The organism is Streptomyces sp. GL_140 (assembly GCF_057834465.1).
Genome location: NZ_CM174404.1, coordinates 1755100 through 1769228 on the forward strand (window position 1 = coordinate 1755100; position 14129 = coordinate 1769228).

The following is a 14129-nucleotide window of genomic DNA, read 5'->3' on the forward strand; positions in this document are numbered from 1 at the left end:
TTGCTTCTTGCATTGCGGTGGTGGCCCAAGCACGACAAGTGCGGGCTTTCTTGGGGGAAAAGTCTGGTTCGTCCGGCCCGGGCCCGGATCAGGCTGTCCGACCCCGGCGCGCGAGGAGGCGTACCACGCCGTCGCCCGCGAGCTGGATCACCGTGACGAGCACGATCAGGACCACGACGGTCGCGACCATGAAACCGGTCTCGAAGCGCTGGAAGCCGTACGTGATGGCCTTGGAGCCGAGGCCTTCGCCGCCGACCGCGCCGGCCATGGCGGAGTAGCCGATCAGGGTGATCACGGTGGTGGTGACGGCCGCGATCAGGGACGGCAGGGCCTGCGGGAGGAGCACCTTGCCGACCAGGGTCGGGATGCCTCCGCCCATGGACTCGACGGCTTCGATCAGGCCGTGGTCCACCTCGCGGACGGCGGTCTCGACGAGCCGGGCGAAGAAGGGGATGGCGCCGATGGCGAGCGGGACGATCATCGCCGTGGGGCCGATGAAGGTGCCGACGACCGCCGTGGTGACCGGGATCAGGAAGATCAGGAGGATGATGAAGGGCAGCGAGCGGCCCATGTTCACGATCACGCCGAGGACCTTGTTGACCGGGCGGTTCTGGAGCAGGCCGCCCTTGTCCGTGAGGACCAGCAGGATGCCGATGGGCAGGCCTCCCAGGATGGTCACCAGGGTGGACCACAGCACCATGTAGAGGGTGTCGAACGTGCCCTGCGTGAGCAGCGGCTGCATTTCGGACCAGGTCACTTCGCACCGTCCTTGACCAGCTCGGCGAGTTCGCCGTCGACGTCCTGTGTTCCCGCGGCGGCATCGGCCTCGACCACGTCCACCTGGAGCCCCTGCTCGCGCAGGAATCCGACGGGCACGACGTTGTCCTCGTAGCGGCCGGGCAGTTCGATGCGCATGCGGCCGACCTGGCGTCCGGAGATGGTGTCCATCGCGGCGCCGAGGATCGAGATGTCGATGTTGTAGGTGCGGGCCAGCTGGGAGATGACCGGCCGGGTCGCTGTCTCGCCGTGGAAGGTGACGTCGACGACCGTGTGCTCCGCGGTGGTCGCGGAACCGGTCAGCGGGAACAGTTCGTGGGCGAGCTCGGAGCCGGGGGTGGCCAGCAGCTCCGTGACGGTGCCGGACTCGACGATCCGGCCCTGCTTCATCAGGGCGGCGGAGTCGCAGACGGACTTGACCACGTCCATCTCGTGCGTGATGAGCAGCACCGTCAGACCGAGCCGGCGGTTGAGGTCGCGCAGCAGCTGGAGGATCTGGCGGGTGGTCTCGGGGTCCAGGGCGCTGGTGGCCTCGTCGGAGAGCAGCACCTTGGGGTCGCCGGCCAGGGCGCGGGCGATGCCGACGCGCTGCTTCTGGCCGCCGGAGAGCTGGCCGGGGTAGGACTTGGCCTTGTCGGCGAGGCCGACGAGGTCGAGGAGTTCGGCGGCCTTGCGGGCCCGTTCGCGGCCGGATATCCCGAGGATCTCCAGGGGCAGCTCGATGTTGCCCTGGACGGTGCGCGAGGACAGCAGGTTGAAGTGCTGGAAGACCATGCCGATGCGGCTGCGGGCCTCGCGGAGCTCCTTGCCGGCGCGGCGGCCCCGGCCGGCGAGCGCGGTGAGGTCGACGCCGTCGACGCTCACGGTGCCGGTGGTGGGGCGCTCCAGCAGGTTCACGCAGCGGATCAGGGAGGACTTCCCGGCGCCGCTCTGGCCGATGACTCCGTAGACCTCGCCCTCGCGGACGTGCAGGTCGACGCCGTCCAGGGCGGTGACCTCGCGGCCACGGGACTGGTAGACCTTCGTGAGGCCCGATGTGGTGATCACAGGATTTCCGTCGCTGTCGAGTGCACGGCGCAGCGGGTGCCGGGCACGGGGCAAACATCTGGGGACGCGATACGGGTCGAACCGTCTTAAAACGGCGGTGTCGGCGCGTGCGCGGGGCAGGAGCGAATCCGGGTTCACACGGAATGCGTGGTCATGCGGATGGAGCTCGGCCGGTCTCGCTTCGGGGCGCGAGACTGCGGGAAGGGGGCCCTCAGAAGGCGCACATTCGACACATACAACGAGCACCGGGCGTCATCGTCGCCTCGGTCGCAAGGGTGCGGCTGCTCGTCGTGGTCATGGGCCCAGTAAACCAGACGATTCCCGTGACCGATCAAAGGTGTCCGAATAGCGGACGGATTTCGGCCGCATACCGGACAACCCCGGTCAGGCCGAATCCTCCGTCTCGACCGTCATCCCACCGTCCCCGACCAGCACGGACACGGCCGACAGGTCCCTCACGACCACGTCGGCGTCGAGCTCGGACGCGGTGTACGTTGTGGTCAAGGCCACCGTCGTCATCCCGGCCGCGCGGCCCGCGGCCAGTCCGGCGGGGGCGTCCTCGAAGACCACGCAGCGGGCCGGGTTCACACCGAGCCTGGCGGCCGCCAGCAGGAAGGGCTCCGGATCGGGCTTGCCGCGGGTGATGTCGTCGGCGGCCACCATCTCGGGGAAGTCGATGCCCACCTCGTGCAGCCGCGCCTCGGCGAGCGGGCGGGTCGCCGAGGTGACCACGGCCCAGCGCCCGGCGGGCAGCGCGGACAGCAGCTCCTTGGTGCCGGGGAGCAGGACGACACCGCCGGCCACGTCCTCGACCTCCAGGGCCTCGATCCTGGCGAGGGCCCCGGCCCGCGCCCCTTCGGGGAGCAGGTCCGCGATGATCTCGGCGGCGGGCCGGCCGTGCAGTTCGACGGCGGCGAAGGCTTCCTCGGTGATCCGGTACTCCCGGGCCCAGCGGGTCCAGCAGCGGTGCACCGATTCCATCGACGAGACGAGCGTGCCGTCGTTGTCGAACAGCAGCGCGTCGAAATGCGGGCCGTGCTTCCCTTGCAGATTCATGTCTTCCAGGAAAGCCCCGGAGCAGGGGTGAGCGCATCGGGTCTTTCGGCCCGTAATACCCTCGCTGCATGCTCGACGCCCTGACGGTCGCCATCGGCGCGGCCGCACTCGCTCTCGCCGCCTGGTGCGGTTTCGCCGCCTGGCGGGACCAGCCGACCAAGGACTGGCACTTCATCGGCATGGCCGTGGTGACCGTCCTGGTCCTCGGCCAGCTGGTGGTCGGCCTGGTCCAGCTCGCCCGCGGCGAGAAGCCGGAGCAGGGCACGGTGCTCTTCGTGGCCTACCTGGTGGGCGCCTTCGCCACGATCCCGGCCGCCGGGATGCTCTCGCTGACCGAGCGGACCAAGTGGGGCTCGGTGACGGTGGCCGCGGGCGCGGTCGTCCTCGCCGTGCTCGAAGTACGGCTCTACGACATCTGGGGAAACGCCGGTGCCTGACACGAACGCGAACACGAACGCGAACACGGACGCGAACACGGAAACGGACACCGGCACGGGCTCCACGCCGCCCGCCGAACGGCGGCGCCTGGTCACCGGGCCCGGGGTGCTGCTGGTCTGGGTCTACGGAGTGATCACGGTCGGCGCGGTCTCGCGCTCGGTCTACCAGATCTCCACCGAGTTCGACCGGGCACCGCTGCCCTATGCGCTGACCGGCCTGGCCGCACTCGTCTACTGCTTCATCACGTACTCGCTGGTGCGCGGCGGGGAGACGGCCCGCAAGGCGGCGCGGATCTGCTGTGCCGCCGAGCTGACCGGCGTGCTCGTCGTGGGCACCTGGACCCTGGTGCGGCCCGAGTCCTTCCCCGACTCGACCGTGTGGTCGGACTTCGGGATGGGCTACCTCTTCATCCCGGTGATCCTGCCGATCACCGGGATGCTCTGGCTCCGGGCCAAGCGCTAGGCGCTGGACCCTAGGCGCTGACCGCGAAGTCGGTGGCCTCCTCGGCCTCCTTCTCCAGGATCACCAGACGGACGCCGTCGGACGCGGTGCGCCCGCCGACCTGGGTGTAGCCGGCCTTGCGGTAGAGCCGCAGGTTCGACTCGCTCTTGTGGCCGGTGAACAGCCGGAACCGGGCGGTCCCGTCGAACCCGGAGAGGGCGGCCTCGACCGCCTTCAGCAGCCGGGCGCCGAGGCCGTGGCCCTGGAGCCGGGGGTGGACGCAGAGCTTGGCGATCTTGCCGGTGCCCTCTTCGTCCACGTTGCCGCGCACGGCCCCGACGATCTCGTCGCCGAGCCGGGCCACCAGGACGGTGTCCGAGGCCAGCTCCGCCTTCAGGGAGTCCAGGGACTGGGTGAGCGGCTGGATGGAGTAGTTGCCGTACAGCTCGGCTTCGCTCTGGAACGCCAGGTACTGCAACTTGATGATCTGCTCGGCATCCTCGGCAGTTGCCGCAGAAATCGTCACGCTCATGCCCATGTGCGCATGCCTCCCGCTCACCTGGTGGCCTTTTGGTCTACCGCTCCATTCCCCGCAGGTCGGGAGCCGCAACCCCTACGGCCAGCATTCTGCGCAGACATCCCAGGCAACGGGAACGGACGGGCCCCAAACTTCCTTGTGAGATACCCAACTCTCCTGCGATTTCACGGTAGGTGAGGTCCCTGGGCGAAAGAAGTGCCCTCATGAGCTCCGGACACCTTCCGGGCAATCGGGCGACCGCCGATCGGAGGGCCCGGTTCTCCTCGCCGTGCAGAAGGGCGTCTTCCGGTTCCGCGCCCGCGCTGGTACCGGCTCCTGCGTCGGCATCGGAGCGGGTGCGGTGGCCGTCCGCGGGGTGACGGCGGTGATCGTACGGGACTTCGCGCCGGGCCCGGCGCCGCGCCCGGCGGCCCTCCGCCCGCACCGCCCGGCGCAGCCAGTCCGCCGGTTCCGCGAGGGTGCGCCGGTGCTCCAGCAGCCTGACCCAGACGGCTTGTTCGAGGTCGGCGGCGTCCACCCCGGTGCCGGCGGCCTCCGCGGCCGCTTCGGCGGAGAGCAGCGGGCGGAGCTTGTCGAGGAGATCAGCCTTCAGCAGGTCCATGCCGGGCGGGACGCGAAGGCCGCGCCGGGCGGTTTCCCCGCCGGGCGCGGCCCACTCGTACGAGAAGCCCCGGCTACGGGTTGACGCCCCTGCCCGGACGGAAAGCCTCGGCCGCGAGGAGTCCGGTGTCGGCCTGGTCGGTGAAGATGCCGTCGATGCCCTGCTCGAAGTACTTCTTGAAGGCGCCGAAGGCGTCGCCGTACGCGTTGGGATCGGTGCCCCTGCGGTACTCGGCCGGCAGGAAGCTGTTCTCGTTGCGCGCGGTGTAGGGGTGCAGGATCAGCCCCTGCGCGTGGGCGTCCTTGACCAGGGTGGTCGGGGCGCCGAGCCGGCCGGCCGCGTCGCGCGGCAGGATCAGGTCCATGGTCGGCCCGATGCCCTGGGCGAAGCCGGCGATCCACTTCAGCCCCTCGGGCTTGACGAGGTCGGCGACCGTGCGGGGGTCCTTGGCCAGTTCGAAGTCCCACGGGCGGGTGCCCGCGGCGGAGAGGAGCACCACGCGCGGGGCGGAGACCAGCCGGGAGAGCCGCTGGATGCTGGAGGGCTCGAAGGACTGCAGGAAGAGCGGGGCGCCGCGCCCGTCGCGACCGTAGCGGCGCAGCAGTTTGGCGAGAGGCTCCTCCAGGCCGAGGCCCAGGGCCCGGAAGTAGCTGGGGTGCTTGGTCTCGACGTGCAGCCAGACCTTCTTCCCGCGCCTGCGGCCCTCGCGGTCGGCCCAGCGCAGCACTTCTTCGAAGGTGGGGACCGCCCAGCGGCCGTCGTAGAGCGTGTTGCGCTGGCGGACGGCGGGGATGCGTTCCTTCGCGCGCAGGGTCTTCAGCTCGGCGAGGGTGAAGTCCTCGGTGAACCAGCCCGTGACCGCGACCCCGTCGACCGTCTTGGTGGTTTTGCGGGAGGCGAATTCGGTGTGGTCGCCGACGTCCGTGGTGCCGCCGATCTCGTTCTCGTGACGGCACACCAGGTGGCCGTCCCTTGTGGGCACGAGGTCCTGTTCGATCACGTCGGCGCCGAGGTCCAGCGCGAGCTGGTAGGAGCCGAAGGTGTGTTCCGGCCGGTATCCGGCCGTGCCCCGGTGCCCGATGACCGTCGGCGACGGCAGGTCCCGGTACCCGCCGCGGCCGCTTTCGGCGGCCGACGCGGTCGTGGCGCCCGCCGTGAGCCCGACCGCGGCACCGCCCGCCGCCAGGACGGCCGCCCCCAGTACCGTGCGCCGCGCTGCCCCACCCTGCGTCATGAGTGCCACTCCCCATCCGACCGGGGCCGGGATCCCGGGATCTCCGGGTCCTACGGCCCGAATCCGCGTGCCGATGGTAGACAAGGGGTGGTGTCGGGCAGGGGTGCGCCGACGGAACATGGCGGAAACGTGCGTCAACACTGCGTATCCACCTCGTGAACCCGATGTGCGATCAGAGCTGACCCGCGAGTATCGTCCTCACCTGCACCACCGCCGGATGGTGGTTGCGAACCGCTTTTCGATGCCGGAGGGCCCACGTTGTTCCGTACGCGCCTCATCAAAGCCACCGTCGGACCCGTCATGCGCCTGATCATCCGCACCCGTGTGGAGGGCATCGAGAACATTCCGGGCACCGGTCCGGTGATTCTGGCGGGCAACCACCTCACCTTCATCGACTCGATGATCCTGCCGCTGGTGTGCGACCGCACGGTCCACTTCATCGGCAAGGACGAGTACGTGACGGGCAAGGGCATCAAGGGCCGGGCCATGGCCTGGTTCTTCACCGGCGCCGGCATGATCCCCGTGGACCGCGACGGGGCCAACGGCGGAGTCGCCGCGCTGATGACCGGCCGCCGGATCCTCGAAGAGGGCAAGATCTTCGGCATCTACCCCGAGGGCACCCGCTCCCCCGACGGCCGCCTGTACCGCGGCCGCACCGGCATCGCCCGCCTGACCCTGATGACCGGCGCGCCCGTCGTCCCCTTCGCGATGATCGGCACCGACAAGCTCCAGCCCAGCGGCGCCGGCATGCCGCGTCCGGGCCGGGTCACCGTCCGGTTCGGCGAGCCGATGGAGTTCTCCCGCTACGAGGGCATGGACCGCGACCGCTACGTGCTGCGCGCCGTCACCGACTCGGTGATGGCCGAGGTCATGCGGCTCTCGGGCCAGGAGTACGTGGACATGTACGCGACCAAGGCCAAGGAAGCCGCGTAGCGCCCGTAGCCGCCCGCAGCGCTCCTACTGTCGCTGCAGTGACCGGCTGACGCCCGCCGCGGTCGTCGTGGCCAGGACCCAGCCGGTCACGATCAGCAGGTACGACAGCCACTGGTACCAGCCGTCCGGTGCGAAGGCCGCCTCCTGGCCGAAGCCGATGATCGGCAGCATCAGGTCGATCGTGTAGAACACCGCGTTGAATTCCGGGGCCTCCCCCGCCTTCAGCGGCCGGGGGTGGTGGGACCAGAAGGCGACGGTCCCCGTGAGCAGCAGCGCCAGCAGCCAGCCCGCGGCGCGCAGCGGCCGGAACCCGTAGCCCACGGTGACGTCCTGGAGCAGCCCCCACAGCCGGGCGTGCCGGGGCAGGGTGCGGCGGTGGCGGCGGAGCTTGGCGAGCTGCACGGTCCGGGCCGCCGCCTCGTCACCGACGGTGCGGTAGGCGGCGGCGAGCTGTTCGTAGGAGTACGGGAGGTAGCCCGACTCCTCGCACTCCAGGGCGGGCAGCCGCTGTTCGGCGGGCAGGTGCGGGGCGAGGGTGCGGTAGGTGAGTCCGTCGATCCGGATCTTCTGCGGCCAGGTCCCGGGCGGCATGAGGAGCATGTCGAACTGGGAACGGCGCAGGCTCACCATCCCCTGGATCGTGGCGACGGAGTTGAGCCACACCTCTCCGACGACGCAGCTGGAGGCGCGCAGGGCCACCCCTGCGGGGTTGCTGAAGCGGGCGCGGCCGAGGTAGAGCTGGCCCGGTATCCGGGAGCCGGTGAGGTTGACCATGCCCTGGGCTTCGAGCCGGTGTCCCCGCACGTCGGTGCCGACGGTCAGGTTCTCGGCGTGCAGGGCGATCTGGCCGGGGGCCAGCAGACGGGCGTCGTTGAGGTTGATCTGGCCGCCGACGGTGGTGCCGTTGATCCGGGTCTGGCCGTGGACGGTGAGCTCCATGGCGATGACGTCGGTACCGATGTCGGCGTGGTTGACCTGGAGCGGGGGTTCCCGTACCTCTTCCGGGTCCTCCCGGCCGGTCGGCGGGGTGCCGATGACCGCGCGGCGGATGAAGAGGCCGCCGGCTATCCGGGCACCGGACAGCCGGACGGGGCCGGTGATGGTGCAGCAGGACAGCTTGAGCGCGACGTCCACGCGGACGGCGTCGGCGGTCAGGCCGGGAAGGGTGGAGTCGTTGGCCACAAAGGTCCGCAACTGGGCCCCGTAGAGCACGGGCTTGCGCTCGAACCAGCAGGCGCGCAACCGGATCGGGTGCTCGATGACCGCGTACTTGAGGTTCAGCTTGCCGGTGATCCGGGCGCCGCGGACGTTGAGTCCGGCGACCTGTCCCCCGGTGGTGGGGCCGTCCAGCAGCAGCGCGGTGAGGACCTCGGCGCGTACGGTCCGCTCGGGCCCCCAGTCGGCGCCGCCGGAGCCGGTCTCGCCCGGTTCCTCCAGGAAGTCGACGCCCTCACCGCGCGGGAAGGCGTCCCATACGCGGCGTTCGGCCGGGGTCAGTTCGGTGATCTCCATCGCCGGGATGGTGTCCCGGGGTTCCACGGACTGTCAACTCCGTGCGGGACAACATCCTCTGGCGTGGCGTCAGTGTTCGATGCCGTCCTGGAGCTCCTGGCCCCTGAGGAGGAACCAGGCGGCGACGGCGGTGGCCAGCAGGACGGCCGCGCCGACGCCGGAGGCCAGCCTCAGGCCGTCCACGAAGGCGTCCTGGGCGGCGCCGACCATCCGCTGGGCGGTCTCCGGGTCCAGCGACTTGGCGGCTTCGACGGCGCCGCCGAGCGATTCGTGGGCGGCGTCGGCCACGGGTCCGGATACGGAGGCCGGGGCGGTGAAGCTCTGGTAGACGCCGGTGACGACCGAGCCGAGCAGGGCGATGCCGAGGGCGGCGCCGAGTTCGTACGCGGTCTCGGAGACGGCCGAGGCCGAACCGGCCTGTTCCTTGGGCACGCTGGAGAGGATCACGTCGGCGGTGACGGTGAAGGAGAAGCCGGCGCCGAGTCCGACGATGAGCAGGGCCGCGCCGAGCAGCGGGTATCCGGTCTCCTTGTGGATGACGGTGAGCGCGGCCAGGGCGATGCCGATGGCGGCGAGGCCTCCGGTCACGACGGCCCGTACGCCGTACTTGCGGGCGTACTTGCCCGCGACCAGTCCGGTGACCACCGCGCCGATGGCGGCGGGCAGTTCGGCCAGGCCGGCTTCCAGCGGCTGGCGGCCCTGGACGAGCTGGAGGAACTGCGAGAGGAAGAAGACCAGTCCGGACAGTCCGAAGACGGTGAGCAGGTCGGCGAGGACCGCGCCGGAGAAGCCGCGGTGCTTGAAGAGCCGCATGTCCAGGAGCGGGGCGGTCAGGGTGAACTGGCGGCGTACGAAGGCGTAGAGCGCGCCCGCTCCGAGGACGGCGGCCACCCACATCTCCCAGCCGGGCCCGTGCGTGGCGACCTGCTTGACGGCGTAGACCACGCCGATGATGCCGACGAGGGAGAGCCCGACGCTGACCAGGTCCCAGGGGCCCGAGACCGGGTTCTTGGACTCGGGCAGCAGCTTGATGCCGACGATGACCAGGACGATCATCACGGGGAGGTTGATGAGGAAGACCGAACCCCACCAGAAGTGCTGGAGCAGCGCTCCGCCGACGACCGGGCCCACGGCGGCGCCGGCGGAGGCGGTGGCGCCCCAGATGCCGATGGCGAGGCTGCGCTCCTTGGGGTCGTGGAAGATGTTGCGGATCAGCGCGAGGGTGGACGGCATCAGGGTCGCTCCGGCCACGCCGAGCAGGGCGCGGGCGACGATCATCATCTCGGGGCTGGTCGCGTAGGCGTTGAGGACCGAGACGGCGCCGAAGGCGGTCGCGCCGACGAGCAGGAGCTTCTTGCGGCCGATGCGGTCGCCGAGGGAGCCCATGGAGACGAGCAGTCCGGCGATGACGAAGGAGTAGATGTCGCCGATCCACAGCAGCTGGGTGCCGGACGGCTTGAGGTCCTCGCTGAGGGAGGGCGTGGCGAGACCGAGGACGGTGGCGTCGACCGCGACCAGCAGAACGGCCAGGACGAGCACGGAGAGCGCCAGCCAGCGCCCCCGCTTCTTCCCCTCCGCCCCCTTCACCCGCGTCAGCTGTTCGGTACGGCTCATTTCTCCACACTCCGTCTTGCGCCACCGAGCAGCAACTCGGTGATCATGTACTGAAAGTCCTTCGCCGCGACCCGGCCGTCCATGACGGCCCAGGCGCAGGTGCCGACGAGGCCGAAGAAGGCCTCGGTGAGCCATGCGGGGCTCAGGTCGATCCGGATGTCGCCCTCTTGCTGGCCGCGCCGGAAGAGGTCGCCGACGCGGGCGTCGAGCCGGGCCCAGCCCTCGTTGACCTGGTCGCCCTCGAAGAGCTGGTTCTCGGTGACGAGGAAGGCCAGCAGCTCGCCGTTGGGCTCCGCCTCGGCGACGAGGCGTTTGAGCGCCTCGGGGGCCGTCCCTTCTTCGAGGCGGGCGTTGTCGAACGCCGCCTCGAACTCCCGGATTCCGAGCTCTTCGAGCGCCCTTACGAGGGCGTCGCGCCCGGCGAAGTGCCGGTGGAGGGTCGCGCGGCCGATGCCGGCCGCTCTCGCGACCTCGTCCATCGTCGCGGTCGATTTGCGGGAGAGCAGGGCGGCGGCAGAGCGGAGCACCTGATCACGATCCATGGCCATGAGACAAGTATACCCCGAATGAGACATCTACGTCTCATCGAATAAATGAGCTGCCCCCTCGGGGCGCGAAAGGAATCCTTCCGGAATGACCAAGAACCCGGCCGCCAGGCCCCTGCTGCTGATCGACGTCGACGGCCCCCTGAACCCCTACGCGGCCAAGCCCCAGCGCCGCCCCGAGGGCTACACCACCCACCGGATGCGGCCGACGGGCTGGACGGGGGCCGAGAGCGCGAAGCCGCTGCGGGTCTGGCTGAATCACGGCCACGGCGCGGAGCTGCTCGCGCTGGCGGACACGTACGACCTGGTCTGGGCGACCACCTGGAAGGACGAGGCGAACGACTGGATAGGCCCGCACCTGGGCCTGCCGAGGCTCCCGTACATCGACTGGCCCCAGATGCACGGCCGGGCGCCGCGCGGGACCTTCTGGAAGACCCAGTACATCCTGGAGTACGCGGGGAACCGGCCCTTCGCCTGGATCGACGACGACATCACGGACATGGACCGCGAGTACGTCGGGCAGCACCATCCCGCGCACGCCCTGCTGCTGCGGATCGACGAGCGAATAGGCCTGGTCCGGGCCGACTTCGACGCGCTGGCCGAGTGGGCGGCGTAACGCCGCAGGGGCGGCCGGGGCCCGAAGGTCCCGACCGCCCCTCGGGGTGGTGCGCCTAGCTCTTGTGCTTCGCCCAGGCGTGCTGGATGACCAGGTCGGCCTTGAGCTCCGTGAGCTGGATGGCGACCGCCGACGGGGCGGTGCCGCCCCGGCCGTCGCGGGAGGCCAGCGCGCCCTTGACGTTGAGGACCGTGCGGACCTCCGGCGTCAGGTGCTCCGAGATCTTCGCGAACTGCTCGTCGGTGAGCTCGTCGAGCTCGATGCCGAGCCCCTCGCACTCCTTGACGCACTCGCCCGCGACCTCGTGCGCCACCCGGAACGGGACGCCCTGCTTGACCAGCCACTCGGCGATGTCGGTGGCCAGCGAGAAGCCGGCCGGAGCCAGCTCCTCCATCCGCTCCCGGTTGACCGTGAGCGTCGCCATCATCCCGGTGAAGGCGGGGAGCAGGACCTCGAGGGTGTCGCAGGAGTCGAAGACCGGCTCCTTGTCCTCCTGGAGGTCGCGGTTGTAGGCCAGCGGAAGGGCCTTCAGCGTGGCGAGGAGACCCGTCAGGTTGCCGATGAGGCGGCCCGACTTGCCCCGCGCCAGCTCCGCGATGTCCGGGTTCTTCTTCTGCGGCATGATCGACGACCCGGTGGAGAAGGCGTCGTGCAGGGTCACGAAGGAGAACTCCTTCGTGTTCCAGATGATGATCTCCTCCGCGATCCGGGACAGGTTGATCCCGATCATCGCGGTGATGAAGGCGAACTCGGCGACGAAGTCGCGCGAGGCCGTGCCGTCGATGGAGTTGCCGACCGAGCCGCGCTCGAAGCCCAGCTCGGCGGCGACCGCCTCCGGGTCCAGGCCGAGCGAGGAGCCCGCCAGGGCACCCGAGCCGTACGGGGAGACCGCGGTCCGGGTGTCCCACTGGCGCAGCCGCTCCGCGTCCCGGGACAGGGACTGCACGTGGGCCAGTACGTGGTGCGCGAAGAGCACCGGCTGCGCGTGCTGCAGGTGGGTCCGGCCCGGCATGGCCACGTCCGCGTGCGCCTCGGCCAGGCCGACCAGCGCGTCCTGGAGCTCGGCGATCAGGCCGCCGACGGTCCGGGCGTGGTCGCGCAGGTACATCCGGAAGAGGGTGGCGACCTGGTCGTTGCGGGACCGGCCGGCGCGCAGCTTGCCGCCGAGGTCGGCGCCGAGCCGCTCCAGCAGGCCGCGCTCCAGGGCGGTGTGGACGTCCTCGTCGGCGATGGTGCCGACGAAGGAGCCGTCCGCCACATCGGCTTCGAGCCGGTCCAGGCCGTCGATCATGCGGTCGAGCTCTTCGGCCGTGAGCAGGCCCGCCTTGGCGAGCACGCGTGCGTGGGCACGGGAGCCGGCGATGTCGTACGGCGCGAGGCGCCAGTCGAAGTGGACCGACGCGGACAGCTTCGCGAGGGCCTCGGCGGGACCGTCGGCGAACCGGCCGCCCCAGAGCCGGACGTCACCACCGTTGTTGCTGCTCACAGCTACTGCTCCTCATGACTGCATGACTTTGGATGTGCGTCGGCCTCCCCGCCGCGGAGGTAACGGGGAGGCCGTTTGTACAGCGTGTGGGATCAGGCGAGGTCGCGGCGCGCCGCGATCTTCGCGGAGAGACCGAAGATCTCGATGAAGCCCTGGGCCTTCGACTGGTCGAAGGTGTCGCCCGAGTCGTAGGTCGCGAGGTTGAAGTCGTACAGCGACTCGTCGGACTTGCGGCCGGTGACGACGGCACGGCCGCCGTGCAGGGTCATCCGGATGTCACCGGTGACGTGCTGGTTGGCCTCGTTGATGAAGCCGTCCAGCGCCCGCTTCAGCGGGGAGAACCACAGGCCGTCGTAGACCATCTCGCCCCAGCGCTGCTCGACCTGCCGCTTGTAGCGGGCCAGCTCGCGCTCGACGGTGACGTTCTCCAGCTCCTGGTGGGCGGTGATCAGGGCGATCGCGCCGGGAGCCTCGTACACCTCACGGGACTTGATGCCGACGAGGCGGTCCTCGACGATGTCGATCCGGCCGATGCCCTGGGCGCCGGCGCGGTCGTTGAGCTGCTGGATCGCCTGGAGCACGGTGACGGGCTTGCCGTCGATGGCGACCGGGACGCCCTCCTTGAAGGAGATGACGACCTCGTCGGCCTCGCGCGGCAGGGCCGGGTTCGAGGTGTACTCGTAGATGTCCTCGATCGGCGCGTTCCAGATGTCCTCCAGGAAGCCCGTCTCGACGGCGCGCCCGAAGACGTTCTGGTCGATGGAGTACGGGGACTTCTTGGTGGTGGCGATCGGCAGGTTCGCCTTCTCGGCGAAGGCGATGGCCTTGTCCCGGGTCATCGCGTAGTCGCGGACCGGGGCGATGCACTTGAGGTCCGGGGCGAGGGCGACGATGCCCGCCTCGAAGCGGACCTGGTCGTTGCCCTTGCCGGTGCAGCCGTGGGCGACGGTCGTGGCGCCGTGCTTCTTGGCGGCGGCGACCAGGTGCTTGACGATGGCCGGCCGGGAAAGGGCCGAGACCAGCGGGTAGCGGTCCATGTAGAGGGCGTTCGCCTTGATCGCCGGGAGGCAGTACTCATTGGCGAACTCGTCCGAGGCGTCCGCGACCTCGGCCTCGACCGCACCGCAGTCGAGCGCGCGCTTGCGAATGACATCCAGGTCCTCGCCGCCCTGGCCGACGTCCACGGCAACGGCGATGACCTCGGCGCCCGTCTCCTCGGCGATCCAGCCGATGGCGACGGAGGTGTCCAGGCCGCCCGAGTAGGCGAGTACGACGCGCTCGGTCACGGGTT

15 protein-coding genes are annotated in these 14129 nt (G+C 70.2%); 4 read left to right on the forward strand and 11 right to left on the reverse strand.

The window, feature by feature from the left end:
- Positions 1-88 precede the first annotated feature (88 nt).
- The 3 genes from AC3IYJ_RS08170 to AC3IYJ_RS08180 all read right to left on the reverse strand — a co-directional run bounded on the left by AC3IYJ_RS08170 (position 89) and on the right by AC3IYJ_RS08180 (position 2880).
- The gene (locus tag AC3IYJ_RS08170) at positions 89-757 is read right to left on the reverse strand and encodes a methionine ABC transporter permease (RefSeq protein WP_489400661.1); all 669 of its coding nucleotides are present in this window, start codon (positions 755-757) and stop codon (positions 89-91) included.
- Complete coding sequence (locus AC3IYJ_RS08175; RefSeq protein WP_489400662.1) at positions 754-1824, reverse strand: methionine ABC transporter ATP-binding protein; 1071 nt, start codon at positions 1822-1824, stop codon at positions 754-756. Before AC3IYJ_RS08175 ends, AC3IYJ_RS08170 begins: the two co-directional genes overlap by 4 nt.
- 384 nt (positions 1825-2208) lie before the next feature.
- A complete protein-coding gene (locus AC3IYJ_RS08180; protein ID WP_489400663.1) occupies positions 2209-2880 on the reverse strand; it encodes an HAD-IA family hydrolase in 672 nt (223 codons plus the stop codon).
- Positions 2881-2948: 68 nt separating this feature from the next.
- Between AC3IYJ_RS08180 and AC3IYJ_RS08185 the strand changes: the two genes are divergently transcribed.
- Together AC3IYJ_RS08185 and AC3IYJ_RS08190 are read left to right on the forward strand one after the other, a co-directional pair.
- Complete coding sequence (locus tag AC3IYJ_RS08185; protein WP_371615032.1) at positions 2949-3317, forward strand: hypothetical protein; 369 nt, start codon at positions 2949-2951, stop codon at positions 3315-3317.
- Positions 3318-3405: 88 nt separating this feature from the next.
- Complete coding sequence (locus AC3IYJ_RS08190) at positions 3406-3780, forward strand: hypothetical protein (RefSeq protein ID WP_489402734.1); 375 nt, start codon at positions 3406-3408, stop codon at positions 3778-3780.
- A 10-nt stretch (positions 3781-3790) separates the two neighbouring features.
- Here AC3IYJ_RS08190 and AC3IYJ_RS08195 read toward each other — a convergent pair whose 3' ends face one another.
- From AC3IYJ_RS08195 to AC3IYJ_RS08205, 3 genes are all read right to left on the reverse strand, one after another.
- Positions 3791-4297, reverse strand: a complete 507-nt coding sequence (locus AC3IYJ_RS08195; protein WP_489400664.1) for a GNAT family N-acetyltransferase — start codon at positions 4295-4297, stop codon at positions 3791-3793.
- A gap of 37 nt (positions 4298-4334) precedes the next feature.
- On the reverse strand, positions 4335-4898 hold the full coding sequence (locus AC3IYJ_RS08200; protein ID WP_489400665.1) for an RNA polymerase sigma factor: 564 nt from the start codon (positions 4896-4898) through the stop codon (positions 4335-4337).
- A 73-nt stretch (positions 4899-4971) separates the two neighbouring features.
- Positions 4972-6132 carry a glycerophosphodiester phosphodiesterase gene (locus AC3IYJ_RS08205; RefSeq protein ID WP_489400666.1) on the reverse strand — a complete coding sequence of 387 codons (1161 nt, stop codon included), beginning with the start codon at positions 6130-6132 and terminating at the stop codon, positions 4972-4974.
- A 300-nt stretch (positions 6133-6432) separates the two neighbouring features.
- On the opposite strand from AC3IYJ_RS08205, the gene AC3IYJ_RS08210 reads away from it, so the two are divergent.
- Positions 6433-7065 carry a lysophospholipid acyltransferase family protein gene (locus AC3IYJ_RS08210; RefSeq protein ID WP_489400667.1) on the forward strand — a complete coding sequence of 211 codons (633 nt, stop codon included), beginning with the start codon at positions 6433-6435 and terminating at the stop codon, positions 7063-7065.
- A gap of 24 nt (positions 7066-7089) precedes the next feature.
- On the opposite strand, the gene AC3IYJ_RS08215 is transcribed toward AC3IYJ_RS08210, so the two are convergent.
- The 3 genes from AC3IYJ_RS08215 to AC3IYJ_RS08225 all read right to left on the reverse strand — a co-directional run bounded on the left by AC3IYJ_RS08215 (position 7090) and on the right by AC3IYJ_RS08225 (position 10739).
- Positions 7090-8577 (reverse strand): membrane-associated oxidoreductase, encoded by a 1488-nt coding sequence (locus tag AC3IYJ_RS08215; protein ID WP_489400668.1) that lies wholly within the window; start codon positions 8575-8577, stop codon positions 7090-7092.
- 69 nt (positions 8578-8646) lie between these two features.
- Positions 8647-10191, reverse strand: a complete 1545-nt coding sequence (locus tag AC3IYJ_RS08220) for an MFS transporter (protein ID WP_489400669.1) — start codon at positions 10189-10191, stop codon at positions 8647-8649.
- Positions 10188-10739, reverse strand: coding sequence for a TetR/AcrR family transcriptional regulator (locus AC3IYJ_RS08225; RefSeq protein WP_489400670.1), 552 nt, complete (start codon positions 10737-10739; stop codon positions 10188-10190). The genes AC3IYJ_RS08220 and AC3IYJ_RS08225 overlap by 4 nt, the downstream gene beginning before the upstream one ends.
- A gap of 85 nt (positions 10740-10824) precedes the next feature.
- Here AC3IYJ_RS08225 and AC3IYJ_RS08230 point away from each other — a divergent pair, with 85 nt between their 5' ends.
- Positions 10825-11352: an HAD domain-containing protein gene (locus tag AC3IYJ_RS08230; protein ID WP_489400671.1), complete on the forward strand. Its 528-nt coding sequence runs from the start codon at positions 10825-10827 to the stop codon at positions 11350-11352.
- Positions 11353-11407: 55 nt separating this feature from the next.
- On the opposite strand, the gene argH is transcribed toward AC3IYJ_RS08230, so the two are convergent.
- Both argH and AC3IYJ_RS08240 read right to left on the reverse strand, forming a co-directional pair.
- Positions 11408-12838 carry an argininosuccinate lyase gene (gene argH / locus AC3IYJ_RS08235; protein WP_489400672.1) on the reverse strand — a complete coding sequence of 477 codons (1431 nt, stop codon included), beginning with the start codon at positions 12836-12838 and terminating at the stop codon, positions 11408-11410.
- 92 nt (positions 12839-12930) lie between these two features.
- Positions 12931-14124, reverse strand: a complete 1194-nt coding sequence (locus AC3IYJ_RS08240; RefSeq protein ID WP_371615040.1) for an argininosuccinate synthase — start codon at positions 14122-14124, stop codon at positions 12931-12933.
- Between the last annotated feature and the right edge of the window lie 5 nt (positions 14125-14129).